Origin of the sequence: Lacrimispora sp. BS-2 (assembly GCF_040207125.1) — a bacterium.
GTDB lineage: Bacteria > Bacillota > Clostridia > Lachnospirales > Lachnospiraceae > Lacrimispora.
In genome coordinates, this window is the sequence record NZ_CP157940.1 from 497,448 (window position 1) to 515,499 (window position 18,052).

Here is an 18,052-nt window from a genome sequence, read left to right on the forward strand (position 1 = left end):
GGCGGTAAATATGGCAGTAATAACGATCAATGGCCGGGAGTTTCCGTCTCCCGACATTGGGGGAAACCTAGTGGTTGCAACAAATGTGAGTGACGGAAAAAATGCCAAGGGGGAATTTATAGGCCAGAGAGTGGGAAGAGATCAACATAAGTTTGAAAATTTACAATGGAAGTTTCTGGACGCTGCCACCTGGGCGGCCATGCTGCAGGAGTTTGATAAGTTTGTGGTCACGGCAAGGATTCCGGATATGGTACATAATCGCATGATGACAATCCGCATGTATCCAGGAAACCGAACGGCTATACCCGTTGAGTTTGATAAGGACGGACTTCCCACTATGTATCAAGATTGTAAAGTAAATGTCATCGATTGCGGGGTGATTGAGTAGTGCAGCCAGCAAGTCAGCAATACAAAGACCTGATGCGCCGTGAGTTCAGGGATCCTCTATCACATATCCGTGTAACCATCGGACTTATCAACCAGCAGGCCCAGGCCAGCGCTTATGTTCCGGATAAAGAAAAATATACCTATTATTCCAGCTTTAAAATGCCCCTGGACAATTATGAGGTCAAGGAACTTTATGCTACTTGCGATCAGGACTATACCGCCGTGGACGGTAGCGTATACTTTCTTCCAAGAGAGAGGGCGGATGCGGTCCTTAACCAGGGAATCGTATCTGAGAAGTTATTGGGACCGATAGAGATCCGTTTTCCGGTTCAGTACGATATAAAGGGGCTTACCATAGAGTTTGGAAAGGCTTACCCGGTGGATTTTGTCATAGAATCTGACAACAATACCGTGGAAATCACTGGAAATGCTGGCGGACATTTTGTCACGGAGGAGATCTTTAACGGCACCACTTTTTTGCGCTTTACTCCATCAGCCATGGTAAACGGTCAGAGCCGGTTCCGAATCCACATGATAACTATGGGGATCGGTATTTACTTTGATAACAGAAAAATACTGTTTGCCACTAAAAGGGAGCACATCAGCCCGATTATGGAGGAGCTGCCCGCCATTGATTTTAGTTTGACTGTTAATAATAAGGACCGGGCTTTTGACATAGAAAACGCCGAAAGCTCTGTAAACTTCTTGGAAATTGGCCAGGACATTACCGTCTTGTATGGTCAGGAGCTTGATGACGGATCCGTGGAGTGGCTTCCTGGTGCAACTGTCCAGCTGAAAGAATGGTCTGCCGATGATGAGCAGATGGAATTTTCAGCAACAGACCGGTTTGACGGTATGGACGGAACCTATTATAAGGGGCTGTACCGGCCAGAAGGAATCAGTCTCTATGATCTGGCGGTTAATGTGTTTTCTGATGCCGGAGTGGATCACCGGACCTATTGGATTGATCCTTATTTAAAGTCTATAAAGGTTGTAAATCCGATGCCGGTAGTCTCTCACAAGGAAGCCCTGCAGCTGATTGCCAATGCTGGCCGGTGCATACTTTATCAGGATCGGGAGGGGAACATTTTTATAAAGTCCAGCTTTATTCCGGATATGGAAGCCGGCTCCAGCAATGAGACTTATTTTAGCAACGCCAGGGCTGTCCTGGATAAGGCTACAAAAAAGGCTTATGCTTTGACCACACAAAACTATACAGATGTGGCACCTACACAGTATTTTCTTCCCCGGAAGTCAGAGGGAGCGTCATATTTGAATACCGGGTATATTTCAGAGGCGGTGGCTGGAAATAACGGTGCCTTTTCAATAAATCCATCGGTTGAAGTTACTCTGGAAGCCTCTTTTAAATGCTTTGGCCTGACATTGGAGTTTGGGGATAATAGTCCTGCTGAGATGGTTTTTCATGCTTACCGGGACGGAGCTCCAGTGGAGGATTACATAGTAACCGGCCTGACCACAACAACAGTTATCAGCCATGAATTTGAGGAGTTTGACAGGCTGGTCCTGGAGTTCATTAAGGGCCGTCCCAATAACCGGGTAGTGTTAAACAATATAACCTTTGGAGATAGCACGGATTATATCTTTGAGTATGGCTATGAACTGACCAAAACACCCAAGGGAACGCAACTGACGAGGGTAAGAAAACTGCAGGTGATCCGGACGCTCTACAACCAGTCAAATGAGGTGAAGGAACTGGCAAAAGAAACTATAGCCGTTACAACTGCAGATAACCGGTATACCTTTTATTTTAGCAGCCCCGTTTATAACTTGTCCTGCACTTTGACAGAACCGCAGGAAGGGCAAGGGGTGGCTATAGTGGAGAGTAGCAGCTATTTTGCCACGGTGGAGATCACAGGGGTTACAGGTGTCGTTGAAGTCTCTATATCAGGCCGGGAATACATCACAAGTCAAACCAGAGTAAGCCGGCAATTAAATCCAACGGGGAGCCTGGAGACATGGGAGAATCCTCTGGTATCCGATATGGTCCACGCCGTAGATCTGGCCGACTGGATCGGTGATTATATGAAAGCGGATAGGGAGTACGATCTACAGTACCGTGGGGAGCCCAGGATCGATGCAAATGATATTGCATTCCTGGAAAATAAGTATGTTCCGGATTTGCTCCTCCGGGTGTATGAACATACTTTGAAATTCAATGGTGCCTTAAGCGGCACCTTAAAAGCAAGGAGGGACATGAGTAATGTGGCGACAACCAAAAACTAATTGGAAAGAAACTGATTTCTTTAATATAGAAGATTACAACCGCATAAAGGAAAACTTAAATGAAATCCGGTCGCAGGCGCTGCTCCTCTGGCCGGATTTTGTATTCGAAGAAATGGGAGCGGATAAGACCTATCAGGATTACGGCTTCTATGCAGATGAGATCAACCGGTTTGAGTCTAACGTGGAAAATATCCGATCCGGGACCTATCCCTTTAAGACAGGAGCCCGCCAGACTTTTTATGATAATCAGCCTTTCATTGACTGGTGGGAGCTGAACCGGATCGAGGAGGCCTGCAGGCTGATCTATAGTAATATTCAGAGCCGTTATAACGGCAGAAAGACATTATCTTTTACATTGAATGGAGGCGCTTTTTAAATGGGATTAAAGACAGATTATAAAGATGCCATGTATGATGGCCAGCGCCGGTACCGCTTAATCCCGAATGAAGACGGGACGTACAGTCTGCCGGATGAGACGATCTACACCCAAAAAGGAGATCGGTTTGGGGCTAATGACATAAATACAACCAACAAGGCTATCAACCGGATTAATCACGTGACAGAGGTTACTTTGACTGCCGCAGGGTGGACTAGCAGCGCAGCACCCTACACGCAGACGGTAACGGTTTCAGGAGCCACAGCGGACATGGAGGCAATGGTTGTAAGCGCCTTAGCAGACGGGGCTACAGAGGCCGTCCAGAAGGCGTACAGTAAGGCTTTTGGTATTGTGACAAGCGGGACAGCTTCCCTGGGAGATGGGGCGGCTACATTTAAAGTCTACAAAAAGCCGGCAAATGATATCAAAATAGGTTTGAAAGGAGTGTAAGGCATGGGCAAGATATGGATGCCGGGAGGCGGTGGCGGGGCTGATCTGGATGTAATAACGGCCGGCGCCAGTGATGTGCTAGTCGGAAAGGTAATTGTAGATAAAGATGGTGAACCATTAATAGGGGCCATGCCGAACCGGGAAGCAGTCAGTCAATCATTAGGGATTAATGGTACATATACCATACCAGCAGGATACCACAATGGGGCGGGGAAAGTGACGCAGAATATTGCAACCATGGGCGGTCAGACCATTAATCCCACAACTTCCCAGCAGACCGTGAGCAGTTCAGGCAGATATATGACCGGGAATGTGGTGGTGAACGCGGTGGCGAATTTATCAGCAGGAAATATTAAAAGAGGCGTTGTAGTTGGAGGAGTTACGGGAACATGGGAGGGATATGTTGGTGGGGCAAATGATCTATATATCCGGGGTGCCAATAAGGCAGGTTTTACAGGAGGAAGTTATATAGTTTTTGATACAGCTCAAATTACAATACGGTATGGAGACGGGGGAGGCGGAAGAGTTATGACAGCCCCAAATGTTCGTTTTGCCGGATATTCTTATTTGAATATAGAGGGTAATTTTTCTGGGGGCTATATTCAATTTACTCCTGGAGATATTTCTGCCATGCAGGTAAATGTATCAGGAAGTGGTACATGGAGTTTCAATTTAAGCGCTGCACAAATTACTGGACAATGTAAAATTTTCTTTTATAACGGGGGAAGTGCCTGTTATAGAATTTGGCTTAGCTAAGAAAGAAGGAAAATATGATAATATATGTAAATGAACGATATGAAATTGTTGCATTGAACAAAGAACCGCTAAAGTTTTATAAATGCTATGAAATGAATCAAACAAAAGAGGAAGTGTTTGGAAGCATGTGTGATACTGTTATCAGTGGATATAAGTATGAACCGCAATATGAGTTCTTATTTAATGAAGGCGGCAGTAATGCAAGAGATAAGGTAACTGGAGAATTACTTTATAAGTTGGATGAAAAAGGTAATAAGAAATTTAATGGTTATTTTTTGTACCCGTTTATAAACGACAGTATACTTATGCTAATTCAAAAACAGTATGAAGAATCCCAAAAACAGGTACAAGCGATGAATGCACAAATGGCATATTTGTCTATGATGTCCGGCATAGAAACGGAGGTACATAATGAGTAAAAATTATGATAAAGTAAAAGAATTTTACGATGCAAAGTTATGGTCCGTTGGAATGGTATGGAATGCCGTAGACCGATGGATCACAGAGGACGAGTTTAAGGAGATCACAGGGAAAGAATATAAGAAAGCGTGAGGAAAATGAGAATGAAAAATATATTATGTACAGCTGCGGGAGTGGTAGGTAGCTTCATAGCGTCATTGTTTGGGGGCTGGGATACCGGGATCGGTACCCTGGTCCTTTTTATGGTCATTGACTTCTTTTCCGGACTGGCAGTGGCCGGAATATTCAAGAGGAGCACCAAAACTGAAACCGGAGCATTGGAATCGAAAGCCGGCTTTAAGGGACTGTGCCGCAAGTGCATGACCCTCTTATTTGTTTTGATCGCCTACCGCCTGGATCTGGCCATCGGGACCAATTACATACGGGACATGGTGATTATAGGCTTCATGGCAAACGAGCTGATCTCTATTGTGGAGAATGCTGGGCTTATGGGCCTGCCGCTTCCGGCCATTCTGATCAAAGCCATTGATGTGTTAAAGAAGAAAGCAGAAGTAACGGAATAATCCGTGGTCGGGATTTCGACCACGGTTGTAACATCACAACTTTTTGGGCCTGGGTGATCCTGGGCCCTTTTCTTATGGATTGGAGGATCAATATGCAGATAAAGAAATTACTTACACCTTATAATTACAATGCCGGCACTGCGGACCGCATTAAGTACATTGTGATCCATTATGTTGGAGCTCTGGGAGGAGCAGAGGCAAACTGCAAATACTACGCCTCCAAATATATTGGAGCCAGCGCTCACTATTATGTTGGATTCAGCGGAGAAATCTGGCAGTCTGTTGAAGATCAGAACATAGCATGGCATTGTGGGGCAAAATCTTACGTTCACCCGGAATGCAGGAATGCAAATAGCCTTGGAATTGAAATGTGTGTTAGAAATAGCAGTGGAAATTTGGCTGACACAAGCCGGGACTGGTATTTTGAGGACGCTACGGTTCAGGCGGCTATTGAGCTGACCAAGGAGCTGATGGAGAAATATAATATCCCTGCGGACCGGGTGATCCGCCATCATGATGTAACGGGGAAGATTTGCCCGAATCCTTATGTATGGAATCACACCCAGCATACCTGGGACGCGTTTAAGGCAGCTATTGTAGTTCCTTCCGAATATACTCTTGGCTGGAATCATGACAAGAATGGCTGGTGGTATGCAGATACAACAAAGACATATTTAAAAAATACTTGGAAGGTAATAAACGGACATCAGTACTACTTTAATCCAGATGGGTATGCAGTAACTAATTGGCAAGTATTGCCACATCCTGAAACCGGAGAAATGTGCGACTTCTATTTTGAACCAAGAGCAGGTCATGATCTGGAATGTGCGTTGTACAAGACAGACAGTAATGGAGTGCAGGAGCCGGCCAAGTTTTAAACAAATAGATTTAAATACCCCCACCACTATGGGCGGGGGTAAATATAATTATGACAACTTTTTTAATGTATTTAGAATTTTTTTGGTCATTTCCTGCGTGTCAGAAGTGTACCATGCAACAATAGTAATCATTTTTTTTCCGGCTGGGCAAATGTATAAATCAAAATTGCTTCCATCATTATCAAGATAACTATCTTTAATAGCAGGGAACTCTCCCAGATTAGTGGCAATTACATCAATGAAAGATGCATGTTTTATAGCACTATCATGAAAGCCTAATTGAAAATTCTTCAAATATACTTCAGGATCTGCATCTGCTGGTATCGTTAGGCTATCGAATTGGATTAACATGTTCTTAGTGGTTATTTCAAAAGACTCTGAGTTTCCATCAAAAGCAGTTGTAGCTACATTAGACGGAACTTGAAGAGAATAACCGATTTCTGTATTTGTATAAGTTCTGTAAGTTATTTCTGTTGAAGAGTTAGGATCTATCCACTTGCCAGAAACATCGAAAGTGTAAACCTTACCATCGATTCTTTGAGTGGTATTTGCGAGCATCACACCATTTTCATCAAAGTAATACCAGATTCTTTGATCCTCAATCCATTGGCTGGTTACTAGTGTTCCGTTCTGATCGTATTTCCACTGACCATTATCTTCTTGTATCCAACCTGCGAAAGATTGAATAGAGAAAAGAAGAGAAATACTGGTTGCTATTAAGAGAATTTTTGCTTTTTTCATACTAACCTCCTATTGTATATGTTTTGTACCCAATTATATATTAGAAGTAAGTAGATTGCAATGAAAAGAGAATCAAGGTGATTACGGTGACGCTCTCTCCTGATCAGGATGGAGCGCTGCAGTATCCGGGGCTGGCGGAGTAAAGAAGTACATGAATGTCTACCATTTGTCTACCCTGTACAAGTTTTTAGGTAGACAAAGTAATGTTGACAAATGCAACCAGATGTATTACCATACAATAAACTCTTATTTTATCAGGCTTTCAAATGACTGTAAGTGTATATAAATGAAATCCTGAAAGCCGGGTTATCTTTGGGAAATAACCCTATGGTTGGAGCTACCGTGGCTGTGGCTGTCGGCATCGAGGAGAGTGCAAGAGACGGTAAATTCTAAGGAAAACCCTGATCTTGCAAGAACCTTACTTTTAGAAAAGAGGAGTCGCTTTGCCGGTTCCTCTTTTTGATTATTAGAATATCTGGTCAGGAGGAAACTGTATGACCAATGAAAGAATTTTAGAAATAGCAATGCGCCAGTCTGCAATTGATGCAAACTGTCAGGCTGAAGATTTTTGTACCAGTGAAAATAAGATAGTGATTTCAGCTAAAAATGCAAATGCCAGAAAATATCTGGAATTACCTTTTTACTGTGATTTAACCTCTTATGGGAACAATATTGTTGCATCGGTGGACCAGGAGATTGCCGAATTCGTTAAAGAATATATCAATAAATATCATGTTATTAATTGTTTTGAAACGCCCAATCTTCACTTCCTGAACGATGAGCTTCAGAAGAAGGGGATGAGGATCTGCTTTATGGCCGAATACTTTCTCCCGGATTTAAATATTCTTGCACCCATAGACTGCGGTTATGAAATCAGGATTTTGCAGCCAGAGGAGTTTAAGGATCTGTATACTCCCCAGTGGAGCAATGCATTGTGTGAAAAGCGGAAGCATCTGGACGTTTTAGCGGCGGCTGTTTATGATAATGGGAAGCTGGCAGGCCTGGCGGGCTGTTCCGCTGACTGCGATACCATGTGGCAGATCGGCATTGATGTCCTGCCGGAATACCGGAGGAAGGGAATTGCCAGCGCTTTGACCAGCCGCCTGGCTTTGGAGATTTTAGACAGGGGCAAAGTCCCCTTTTACTGCACCGCCTGGTCCAATATCAAATCGGTCCGGAATGCCATAAAAAGCGGCTTTAAGCCGGCCTGGGTCGAAGTAACTGCTAAAAGTATGGATTTTGTCGCAGAAATGAACCAGTAACTTTTTTATGAGAAACAAAAAATGCCCGGAGGTTAAATGAAAACCTTCAAACAGATAATCTCAAAAATCATCGGTTTGAAGGTTTTTTAAAACAGCAATAAAAATGTTTGAATTTTATAATCCGGGCCGTCCATATTAAGACTCAGCGTTGAGGCATGCTTTATAACGTTCGTCCGCCGCCTCCCAGCTTACCACATGGAACCAGTCTTCTATGTATGCAGCTCTGTCGTTGAACCGCTTCAAAAAATAGGCATGTTCCCAGCAGTCGATACCCGCAATCACACAAAGGCCATCTGAGATAGGGGAATTCTGGTTTGGTGTTGTTACGAACGTCAGCCTTGTGTTGGAATCCACCACCAACCATGCGTATCCGGAACCAAACACAGACAGCGCGTATTTTTTGAATTCATCAAAAAACTGTTCCACTGATCCAAAACTATCCTGAATGGCAGGATATAATGTTTCGGCCTGGGACCTGGTCATGGAATTGGTCATTCCGGCAAAATAAATGATGTGGTTATAGACTCCGCCTCCATTATTAATAATGCCCTGACGGGCTTCCGCAGGAAGGCTTTCCGTATCTGACAGCAGCTCTTCCAAAGACATGTTTTGCAACTGGGGGTATTCCCTTAGGATCCCATTAAGATTTGCCACATACCGCTGCTGCAGCCTGTCATGGTGCAGATACATGGTTTGGGTATCAATGTAGGGTTCCAGTGCATCGTATGGATACGGCAGCGGCATATTTACAAAGGGATAATGTTCATTCATGGTTAATGTCCTCGCTATTAATTTGTATATATATATTCAAAACTTAAGGATATATGATGGATAAGCAGGAGCTTGGGAAAGAAATCCATATAGGCTTTGTTATAGGTTTTACTTATAACCAGGTCATAATAATATCTATTAACACTTAGCCGTGAAACAAGGTATAATACCTACTAAGAAGATATGAAATAAATAAACAGTATATCATTTGGGAGGAAATTCATATGGCTAAGAAGACAAGAACTGAGAGAAATTTAAAATTTGAAACATTACAATTACACGTTGGACAGGAGCAGGCGGATCCGGTCACTGATGCAAGAGCAGTTCCCATTTACCAGACCTCCTCCTATGTGTTCCATAACTGCGATCATGCTGCGGCGCGATTCAGCCTGTCAGACGCGGGCAACATTTATGGAAGGCTGACAAATCCCACCCAGGATGTTTTTGAGCGCAGGATTGCAGCTCTGGAAGGCGGAGCAGCAGCTCTGGCAGTGGCTTCCGGTGCGGCCGCAGTTACATATTCCATTGAAAATATTGCAAAAAACGGAGATCATATCGTAGCGGCCAAAAATATCTATGGCGGCACCTATAATCTGCTTGAGCATACCCTGCCTGAATACGGGATTGAAACCACCTTTGTGGATCCCTTTGATTACGAAGCTTTTGATAAAGCCATTCAGGAGAATACAAAGCTGGTATTCATTGAGACTCTTGGCAATCCTAATTCCGACGTGGTTGATATTGAAAAGCTGGCAGGCATCGCCCATGCACATAAAATCCCGTTGATTGTAGACAATACCTTTGCAACTCCTTATCTGGTGAGACCAATTGAATACGGAGCGGATATTGTGGTCCATTCCGCTACAAAATTTATCGGAGGCCATGGAACATCCATTGGCGGCGTCATCGTTGACGGCGGAACATTCGACTGGGAGGCTTCCGGAAAGTTCTCTTCCCTTACAGAACCGAACCCAAGCTACCACGGAATCAGTTTTACCAGGGCAGTAGGAGCGGCAGCTTATGTAACAAAGATCCGTGCTATTTTACTTAGGGATACAGGAGCAGCCCTTTCTCCCTTCCATGGGTTTCTCTTCCTCCAGGGCTTAGAAACCTTATCCCTTCGTGTAGAGCGCCATGTGGAAAATGCGCTGAAAGTGGCCAGGTATTTAAAGGATCATCCTCAGGTGGAAAAGGTGCACCATCCTTCCGTTTCAGAGGATCCGGAGCAGCAGGAATTATACGGCAAGTATTTCCCTAATGGCGGAGGTTCCATATTTACCTTTGAAATCAAGGGAGATGCCAGGAAAGCAAAAGACTTTATTGACCAGCTGGAATTGTTCTCCCTGTTAGCAAACGTGGCGGATGTAAAATCATTAGTCATTCATCCGGCGTCCACGACCCATTCCCAGATGACGGAAGAGGAATTGGAGGAGTCAGGAATAAAGCCCAACACCATCCGGTTATCCATTGGAACGGAACATGCGGCTGACATCATAGAGGATTTAGAAGAAGCATTTAAGGCGGTTCAATAACCGTTTGGTTTAACAGCATCAAAAACAGGCTGCCATGCTCCTATGGCAGCCCTTTGAGTACGATATGAAGGGAAATAATATCCTTCGGGTATCCCTTAAACCCCAAAAGCGGGGTGGGCTCTGCCAAAAAGAGTGGACAAGAATGGGAAAAGGAGAAACCATGACATTACAGCAGCTTCGTTATGCCATATGCATTGCAAACCAAAGATCCATAAACAAGGCGGCTGCCGAGCTGTTTATTACCCAGCCCAGCCTGTCAAACGCAATCCGGGACCTGGAAGAAGAAATCGGCATTGCGCTGTTTCTGCGCTCAAACCGGGGAATCGTGATCACTCCGGAAGGAGAGGAGTTCCTTGGATATGCCAGACAGATGCTGGAGCAGTACCGCCAGATGGAAGAACGGTTCGTAAAAAAGGAAAAATTTAAAAAGAAATTCAGCGTTTCCATGCAGCATTACACCTTTGCCGTCCAGGCCTTTATCAATATGGCAAAGGAATTTGGGATGGAGACTTTCGAGTTTGCCGTTCATGAGACCAAAACCTTTGAAGTCATTGAAAATGTAAGGAATCAGAAAAGCGAATTGGGGATCCTGTACTTAAATGATTTCAACCAGAAAGCCATTAAAAAAATTTTAAACGATAACGAGCTGGAGTTTGTGGAATTATTTCAGTGCGGGATTTATGTTTTTCTGTGGAAGGGCAATCCACTGGCAGAAAAAGAGCTGATTGAATTTGAAGATTTAAAAAATTATCCCTGCCTGTCCTTTGAGCAGGGAAACAATAATTCTTTTTATCTGGCAGAGGAAGTATTCAGCACTTATGAATATAAGCAGATCATAAAGGCAGATGACAGGGCAACGCTTTTAAACCTTATGGTAGGATTAAACGGCTATACCCTGTGCTCCGGGATTATTTGTGAAGATTTAAACGGAAATGAATACAGGGCAATTCCTCTTAATACCGATGATAAAATGAGAATCGGTTATATAAAAAAGAAGAAAATGCCCTTAAGTATCCTTGGAGAAAAATATATTGCGGAATTGAAACAGTATGAAAAAGAAGTGCTCTGATGAGCTAAATATAGTATTCAGGAGATTCCTGACGCCTGTCAAGAATGTCCTGTAAGGTAATGCTGTTTAAATAATTTTCAATGACTTCTGCCAGCCCCTGCCAGATGGGAAGAGTCAGACAGTCTGCCTGCCTGGAGCATACATTGGGATCATTGTCCATGCAGCTGACAGGATTTAAGCTGCCCTCTGAGCTGAGTAATATATCTCCGATGGTTATCTGAGAGGGCTGCCTTGCCAGCTTATAACCTCCCATGTGGCCCCGGTAAGTAGTGAGCAGATTGCTGCGGTTTAAAAAAGGAACGATCTGTTCCAGATATTTTTTTGAGATGCTCTGCCTTTCGGAAATGTCCTTTAAGGCAATGAAATCCTCGTTATAATGCTCGGCTAAATCAATCATCATCCGAAGAGAATAGCGGCCGCGAGTCGATATTTTCATAGTATACCACCTTACAAAACTATTTTGTGTATCAATACCTATTTTACCATGGGTCGAATAGGTATTCAACCCATGAAATGAAATTCTTTTGCAATAGAAAGAAACTATAGCAGGCGATTGTTTTTTAGTAATAACCATTGACAGTATTCCATTGGTATACTTATGGAAAGAATAGAAGCATAATTCCAAACATGAGAAAGAGGAGAATGAATATGGAATACGGGATTTCTACAAAATGTTTATACGGCAATGGGGAAGTGGTCACGACTGACAAGTCCGGAGCCATCAGCTTTCCCATTTATCAGACAGCAACCTTTGCTCATAAGGGAATCGGGGAGAGCACCGGTTATGATTACAGCCGGCTCCAGAATCCGACCAGAGAGCAGTTGGAAAAGGTGGTAGCTTCTCTTGAAAATGGGGTGGATGCCCTGGCATTTTCCAGCGGAATGGCGGCAATCACGGCTTTGATGGAACTGTTTAAGCCGGAGGACCACATGATAACTGACTGTGATTTATATGGCGGAAGCATCCGTTTGTTTGATCATATCAGCAAGAAGAACGGGATTTTAATCAGCTCCGTAGACTGTTCCCGGGGGGACCTGGCAGAATTTGAAACCCTGATAGGTGAGAACACAAAAGCAATCTATATTGAGACTCCCACAAATCCTATGATGAATGTCATAGATATTGGCAGGCTGGCTGAAATTGCAAAAAAGCATCATCTGCTTTTGATCGTGGACAATACGTTTTTGTCTCCTTATTTTCAGAACCCCTTAAAGCTGGGAGCGGACATTGTTGTCCACAGCGGAACCAAATATCTGGGCGGTCATAATGATACCATTGCAGGCTTTCTGGTCACCTCCTCAGAGGAGATATCCGAAAAGCTCCGGTTTATTATTAAAACGGTAGGTTCCGGGCTGGCTCCCTTTGACAGCTGGCTCATATTAAGAGGAATTAAAACTCTTGCAATCCGGATGGAGCGGGGGGAGGAGAATGCCAGAAAGCTAGTAGAATGGCTATGTCAGGAAAAGAAGATCACAAAGGTGTATTACCCCGGAATTCCAGAGCATCCCGGCCATGAGGTCTGCAAAAAGCAGGCAACAGGATTTGGCTGTATGGTTACCTTTGAGGTGGAGTCAAAGGAGCTGGCCCATCGGATCTTAAAAGAGGTGAAACTAATCCACTTTGCGGAAAGCCTGGGCGGCGTAGAAACGCTGATCACTTACCCCATTACCCAGACGCATGCCGATGTGCCCAAAGAAGTTCTGGCGGCCAACGGTGTTACCGACCGGATCTTAAGATTATCAGTGGGAATTGAGGATACGGAAGATTTGATAAGGGAATTGGAGCGGATATTTTATGTGTAAGGAAAAGATTGATTTTAATGAGGTCATTGACCGTAAAAATACAAACAGCATCAAGTATGATTTTGCAGTGCGAAGGGGAAAACCGGAAAATCTGCTGCCTTTGTGGGTAGCGGATATGGACTTCAAGGTATCCGAAAAGGTTCTTAACGCCCTTCATGAGCGGGTCGGCCATGGGATTTTCGGCTACAGTGAAGTCCAGGATGATTACTTTGAGGCAATCCGGGACTGGATGGAAAAAAAGCATCACTGGAATGTGGAAAGCAGATGGCTGGTCAAAACACCGGGTGTTGTATTTGCCTTAGCAATGGCTGTCCAGGCTTTTACAGATCCCGGAGATGGGGTCATGATCCAGCAGCCCGTATATTATCCCTTTAGCGAAGTCATTGAGGATAATGACAGGGTAATCGTTGATAATACCCTGTATCTTGGAGGAGACGGCAGGTATCACATAGATTTTGAGGACTTTGAAAGAAAAGCAGAGACGTTCCATGTGAAGCTGTTCCTATTGTGCAATCCCCATAATCCGGTAGGAAGAGTCTGGAGCCGGGAGGAATTGGAGAAATTAGGGGAAATCTGCATTCGCAGAGATATTCTTGTGGTCAGCGATGAGATTCACCAGGATTTTGTGTTTAAGGGAAAGCACCTGGTATTTGCAAGTCTAAGCGAGGAACTGAAAAACAGGACCATTACCTGTACCTCGCCAAGTAAGACCTTTAATCTGGCTGGCCTGCAGATTTCCAATATATTGATTGCCAATCAAAAGCTGAGACGGAGGTTTCGCAGGCAGGTAGCTGCAGCCGGGTACAGTCAGCTTAATACTCTGGGGTTGACCGCATGCGAAGCCGCGTACCGCCATGGAGAAGAATGGCATGATCAGCTTATGGTGTATTTAAGAGCCAACATTTCCTATGTACGGGAATTTATAAAGGAAAAAATACCCGGGGTCAAGCTCATAGAACCGGAAGGAACCTACCTTGTCTGGCTGGATTTTCGGGAACTGGGATTAACAGAAGAGGAGAGAGAAGACTTAATTATAAAGAAAGCAGGGCTTTGGCTGGACAGCGGAGCCATGTTTGGTACGGTGGGAGAGGGATTTGAAAGGATCAATATCGCATGCCCCCGTTCTATTCTGGAACAGGCTTTGGGGAACCTGGAAAAAGCCATAAACGCATTATAAGAAATACTGGAACTTCTCTTTTACCAATTATGAATTTGTACCAGCCCCTGTTATGAAAAATGCCAAAAACCCGCAGAAGTACTTTGCTTTGCGGGTTTTTGGTGTTAGTCCTTTTTATTTTCCAAATGGAGAATCTTCCCGGCGGACAAAAAATCCCTGGTTATGGCTGCAGACCGGACATACCTGTGGCGCACTGGTGCCTTTGTGAATGTGTCCGCAGTTTAAGCAGATATATTCCGTTGGCGTATCGTTCTCAAATAGTTTATTGTTCTGTACCAGCTGTGCATACTGGTCAAAACGCTGGCTGTGTACTTTTTCTATTTCAGCGATCATATAAAAAGAATTTGCGATATTGGAGAATCCCTCTTCCTTAGCCTTGTCGCCAAAGGATTTGTAAATTGTGTCGTGTTCGGCAGCTTCATGCTTGGCGGAAAGCTGCAAAAGTTCCAGGATGTTATTGGTATTGTCAATAGGATAGTCGGCGTTTATTGAGATTTCCTGTCCATGAAATTCCCTTAAGTGATTATAGAATATCTCGGCGTGTTCCTTTTCCTGGCTTCCGGTATAATGGAAAAGCCAGTATAAAACCTGAAGGTTTTGATTTTTCGCCTGGGATGCAGCAAACTCGTAACGGCGCCAGGCCTGGCATTCCCCAGCAAATGCTTTTAAAAGGTTCTCTTTTGTAACGCTGTCTTTCAGTGTGACCATTGTTCATTCCTCCTAATATGTTTTCCATTAGTGTTACCAGGTATCTCCTGATTTATAAGAAAAAAAGGAAAAAATGGAAAACCTTCAATATCCAGCGGCAGGAAAGACAGCAATATAAGTACATATCCGGTAAGGAAATCTGTAAAAAATATTATAAAAAGGTATTGACACATTTCTCTCGGTGTATTAATATAATTATAACATATAAACCTATTAAACATATAGGTAATGAAAAGGAATGATCAATATGATGGAAAACAAGGTAGCAGGAAATCATGGATTTTATAATAATAGATGTTGTTGTCAGGCTGTATGTATGAAGAAAAATACAGTTTTGTTTTAGTGCTTATTATGATACCTGGCAGCCTGGAATATGAGAAATTTCCATATTATCAGCGGAACAAAGGAGCAGGTGCCGTAATTGGCAGCCGCTTCTTTTTATTTTATTAGTCAAAAAAGTTAAATATCATATAAAAACGGAGGTAAGGAATATGGGAACAATTAAAGAAAGCGCAGTGGAGCTCATTGGAGGAACACCGATACTCAAACTAAACAGATACAGTGCAAAGGAAGGAATCCAGGATGTTACGCTTCTGGCTAAGCTGGAATACTTAAATCCGGCCGGTTCCGTAAAGGACCGGATCGCACTTGCCATGATTGAGGATGCAGAGGAAAATGGGATATTAAAGCCCGGAGCAACCATCATTGAGCCGACCTCAGGAAATACCGGAATTGGCCTGGCAGCTGTTGCGGCAGCCAAAGGCTACCGCACCATCCTGACACTCCCGGATACCATGAGCGTGGAACGAAGAAACTTATTAAGAGCTTATGGTGCAGAACTGGAATTGACCGAAGGAGCAAAGGGCATGAAGGGTGCCATTGAGAAAGCGGAGGAGCTGAAAGCCAGCATCCCTGGTTCTATTATCCTGGGGCAGTTTGGAAACCAGGCCAACCCAAAAGTTCACAGGGAAACTACCGGTCCGGAGATCTGGGAACAGACGGATGGGGAAGTGGATATTTTTGTTGCCGGCGTAGGCACAGGCGGAACCATTACTGGTGTGGGCCAGTATTTAAAGGAAAAGAAACCGGATGTCAGAATCGTAGCGGTAGAACCGGCAAGCAGTCCGGTGCTCTCCGGAGGCAAGCCAGGACCTCACAAGATTCAGGGAATCGGCGCAGGCTTTGTTCCTGAAGTCCTGGATACGGGAATTTACGATGAAATAATTACCATTGAGAATGAGGATTCATTTAAGGAAGGTAAGGCATTTGCAGTATCAGAAGGTATTCTGGTGGGAATCTCTTCCGGCGCTGCATTAAAAGCCGCAAAGCTGCTGGCGGAAAGGCCGGAAAACAAGGGAAAGACCATTGTGGTCTTGCTGCCGGATTCCGGTGACCGGTATCTTTCTACCCCCTTATTCTCGTAAGGCAATGAGCCAAGGTCAGGTAAGTTTGAATTTGGCTAAATTATTTTTATGAAATAAAATGACTGGTGGTTTGGGAAACAGCTGGTTATAAGATAATCTTATTGCCAGCTGTATTTTTTATATATTATACAAAAACCTATAGGAATGATATGATATCGGTATAAAGAAACAGGAATGCCGGGAAAGGAGTTAAAAATGTTTAAGAGGAATGAAAGAATGGTGCTGATGTGTTGCTGTTGCTGTAAATGCGTAAGAAATGGTCATTTTACTTGTGCCTTGAAACTTGAAACTCCTGTGCATGGCGTTTATGCATAGAAGGCAGGTGTCAGAGGGCATCTGCTTTTTTTGTACTCAAATTTAGGAAAGAAGGAAGAAAATATGGCAATAGAAGAGAGATTCGGAAAGGTAGCGACCACGGAAGATACTCACGAAGTATCCGAAACAGGCGCCTTTGTAAGGCAGGATAATTATTTTGTCACACCCTTTGGCCAGGGGGAAGGAGAGCTTCCTGTGGAAGCCGGGCGTTACCGGCTAATATGGACGCCCCTTTGCCCGTGGGCCACGAGACAGATCATTGCTCTTAAGCTTCTGGGGTTAGAAGACGTGATCAGTGTGGGTAAGGTAAGCCCTGTAAGAACTGAGAACGGCTGGGAATTTTCTCTTGATGAGGGCGGTGTGGACCCGGTCCTTAAAATCCGCTATCTTCCGGAAGTCTATGCAGCCACGGATCCGGGATATGAAGGAAGGGCAACTGTTCCGGCTGTAGTGGATTTAAAGACCGGGAAAGTGGTCAATAACGATTATCACCGCTTGACAAATTACTGGGAAACCGTATGGAAGCCATTTCATAAACCAGGAGCACCGGACTTATATCCTCAGGATCTGAGGCAGGAAATCGATGAGCTCAACGAAATCTTATTCCATGAAGTGAACAACGGAGTCTACAAAGCGGGATTTGCCCAGTCCCAGAAAGAATATGAAACCGCATATGAGGTGGTGTTTCAAAGGCTTGACTGGCTGGAAGAGCGGCTTTCAAAGGGGAGATATCTGTTTGGAGACCGGCTTACTGATTCCGATATCCGGTTATTCGTAACCCTTGCCCGGTTTGACGTGGCTTATTATTTCAGTCACAAGACAAACAGGAACCGCATTGCGGATTTTGATAATCTGTGGAATTATGCAAAGGATTTGTATACAATTCCGGCATTTAAAGAGGCCACGGATTTTGATTCTATAAAAAGGGGATATCTCCTGGGGAACCATGGACATAACCCATACAACATTCTTCCCCTGGGACCGGATGTTTCCATCTGGGAGGAACCTAATAACAGGGAGGAAAAATTCAGAAAAGGCAGGGCCTTTTAAGTCTGATACTGCGTTTTATCACCAGAATACGGAACCCTCCCCGCCTTATTAATAAAACCGGAAGAACAAAAGATTTGACTGGCAGACGGTGTTTGCGGAAATTCCATCAATAAAGGGAAAGATAGG

20 protein-coding genes are annotated in these 18,052 nt (G+C 44.0%); 16 read left to right on the top strand and 4 right to left on the bottom strand.

Annotated features, from left to right (window positions below):
• The first annotated feature begins 10 nt into the window (after nt 1-10).
• From ABFV83_RS02360 to ABFV83_RS02400, 9 genes are all read left to right on the top strand, one after another.
• Nucleotides 11-388 (top strand): hypothetical protein, encoded by a 378-nt coding sequence (locus ABFV83_RS02360; RefSeq protein WP_349947347.1) that lies wholly within the window; start codon nt 11-13, stop codon nt 386-388.
• On the top strand, nt 388-2,631 hold the full coding sequence (locus ABFV83_RS02365; RefSeq protein WP_349947348.1) for a hypothetical protein: 2,244 nt from the start codon (nt 388-390) through the stop codon (nt 2,629-2,631). Before ABFV83_RS02360 ends, ABFV83_RS02365 begins: the two co-directional genes overlap by 1 nt.
• Nucleotides 2,609-3,007: a hypothetical protein gene (locus ABFV83_RS02370; protein ID WP_349947349.1), complete on the top strand. Its 399-nt coding sequence runs from the start codon at nt 2,609-2,611 to the stop codon at nt 3,005-3,007. Before ABFV83_RS02365 ends, ABFV83_RS02370 begins: the two co-directional genes overlap by 23 nt.
• Nucleotides 3,008-3,457: a hypothetical protein gene (locus ABFV83_RS02375; RefSeq protein ID WP_349947350.1), complete on the top strand. Its 450-nt coding sequence runs from the start codon at nt 3,008-3,010 to the stop codon at nt 3,455-3,457.
• 3 nt (nt 3,458-3,460) lie between these two features.
• The gene (locus tag ABFV83_RS02380; RefSeq protein ID WP_349947351.1) at nt 3,461-4,213 is read left to right on the top strand and encodes a hypothetical protein; all 753 of its coding nucleotides are present in this window, start codon (nt 3,461-3,463) and stop codon (nt 4,211-4,213) included.
• Between the two features lie 14 nt (nt 4,214-4,227).
• Nucleotides 4,228-4,632: a hypothetical protein gene (locus tag ABFV83_RS02385; protein WP_349947352.1), complete on the top strand. Its 405-nt coding sequence runs from the start codon at nt 4,228-4,230 to the stop codon at nt 4,630-4,632.
• Nucleotides 4,625-4,765, top strand: coding sequence for an XkdX family protein (locus tag ABFV83_RS02390; RefSeq protein WP_349947353.1), 141 nt, complete (start codon nt 4,625-4,627; stop codon nt 4,763-4,765). The genes ABFV83_RS02385 and ABFV83_RS02390 overlap by 8 nt, the downstream gene beginning before the upstream one ends.
• Nucleotides 4,766-4,776: 11 nt before the next feature.
• The gene (locus tag ABFV83_RS02395; RefSeq protein ID WP_349947354.1) at nt 4,777-5,196 is read left to right on the top strand and encodes a phage holin family protein; all 420 of its coding nucleotides are present in this window, start codon (nt 4,777-4,779) and stop codon (nt 5,194-5,196) included.
• Between the two features lie 92 nt (nt 5,197-5,288).
• Nucleotides 5,289-6,074, top strand: a complete 786-nt coding sequence (locus ABFV83_RS02400) for an N-acetylmuramoyl-L-alanine amidase (RefSeq protein WP_349947355.1) — start codon at nt 5,289-5,291, stop codon at nt 6,072-6,074.
• Nucleotides 6,075-6,122: 48 nt separating this feature from the next.
• On the opposite strand, the gene ABFV83_RS02405 is transcribed toward ABFV83_RS02400, so the two are convergent.
• The gene (locus ABFV83_RS02405; RefSeq protein ID WP_349947356.1) at nt 6,123-6,815 is read right to left on the bottom strand and encodes a hypothetical protein; all 693 of its coding nucleotides are present in this window, start codon (nt 6,813-6,815) and stop codon (nt 6,123-6,125) included.
• A gap of 494 nt (nt 6,816-7,309) precedes the next feature.
• On the opposite strand from ABFV83_RS02405, the gene ABFV83_RS02410 reads away from it, so the two are divergent.
• Nucleotides 7,310-8,077, top strand: coding sequence for a GNAT family N-acetyltransferase (locus ABFV83_RS02410; RefSeq protein ID WP_349947357.1), 768 nt, complete (start codon nt 7,310-7,312; stop codon nt 8,075-8,077).
• A 135-nt stretch (nt 8,078-8,212) separates the two neighbouring features.
• Here the strand turns inward: ABFV83_RS02410 and ABFV83_RS02415 are convergent, their stop codons facing one another.
• The gene (locus ABFV83_RS02415; protein ID WP_349947358.1) at nt 8,213-8,848 is read right to left on the bottom strand and encodes a superoxide dismutase; all 636 of its coding nucleotides are present in this window, start codon (nt 8,846-8,848) and stop codon (nt 8,213-8,215) included.
• Nucleotides 8,849-9,072: 224 nt separating this feature from the next.
• Here ABFV83_RS02415 and ABFV83_RS02420 point away from each other — a divergent pair, with 224 nt between their 5' ends.
• Together ABFV83_RS02420 and ABFV83_RS02425 are read left to right on the top strand one after the other, a co-directional pair.
• On the top strand, nt 9,073-10,380 hold the full coding sequence (locus tag ABFV83_RS02420) for an O-acetylhomoserine aminocarboxypropyltransferase/cysteine synthase family protein (RefSeq protein WP_349947359.1): 1,308 nt from the start codon (nt 9,073-9,075) through the stop codon (nt 10,378-10,380).
• A gap of 160 nt (nt 10,381-10,540) precedes the next feature.
• Nucleotides 10,541-11,449, top strand: a complete 909-nt coding sequence (locus ABFV83_RS02425) for a LysR family transcriptional regulator (protein WP_349948848.1) — start codon at nt 10,541-10,543, stop codon at nt 11,447-11,449.
• Between the two features lie 4 nt (nt 11,450-11,453).
• On the opposite strand, the gene ABFV83_RS02430 is transcribed toward ABFV83_RS02425, so the two are convergent.
• A complete protein-coding gene (locus ABFV83_RS02430; RefSeq protein ID WP_349947360.1) occupies nt 11,454-11,885 on the bottom strand; it encodes an Rrf2 family transcriptional regulator in 432 nt (143 codons plus the stop codon).
• A gap of 212 nt (nt 11,886-12,097) precedes the next feature.
• Between ABFV83_RS02430 and ABFV83_RS02435 the strand changes: the two genes are divergently transcribed.
• Both ABFV83_RS02435 and ABFV83_RS02440 read left to right on the top strand, forming a co-directional pair.
• On the top strand, nt 12,098-13,252 hold the full coding sequence (locus ABFV83_RS02435) for a PLP-dependent aspartate aminotransferase family protein (RefSeq protein WP_349947361.1): 1,155 nt from the start codon (nt 12,098-12,100) through the stop codon (nt 13,250-13,252).
• Complete coding sequence (locus ABFV83_RS02440; RefSeq protein ID WP_349947362.1) at nt 13,245-14,429, top strand: MalY/PatB family protein; 1,185 nt, start codon at nt 13,245-13,247, stop codon at nt 14,427-14,429. The genes ABFV83_RS02435 and ABFV83_RS02440 overlap by 8 nt, the downstream gene beginning before the upstream one ends.
• Before the next feature lie 114 nt (nt 14,430-14,543).
• On the opposite strand, the gene rbr is transcribed toward ABFV83_RS02440, so the two are convergent.
• Nucleotides 14,544-15,137 (bottom strand): rubrerythrin, encoded by a 594-nt coding sequence (rbr, locus tag ABFV83_RS02445; RefSeq protein WP_349947363.1) that lies wholly within the window; start codon nt 15,135-15,137, stop codon nt 14,544-14,546.
• A gap of 491 nt (nt 15,138-15,628) precedes the next feature.
• Here rbr and cysK point away from each other — a divergent pair, with 491 nt between their 5' ends.
• A complete protein-coding gene (cysK, locus tag ABFV83_RS02450; protein WP_349947364.1) occupies nt 15,629-16,561 on the top strand; it encodes a cysteine synthase A in 933 nt (310 codons plus the stop codon).
• Between the two features lie 378 nt (nt 16,562-16,939).
• A complete protein-coding gene (locus tag ABFV83_RS02455) occupies nt 16,940-17,926 on the top strand; it encodes a glutathione S-transferase C-terminal domain-containing protein (RefSeq protein ID WP_349947365.1) in 987 nt (328 codons plus the stop codon).
• Nucleotides 17,927-18,052: the final 126 nt, after the last annotated feature.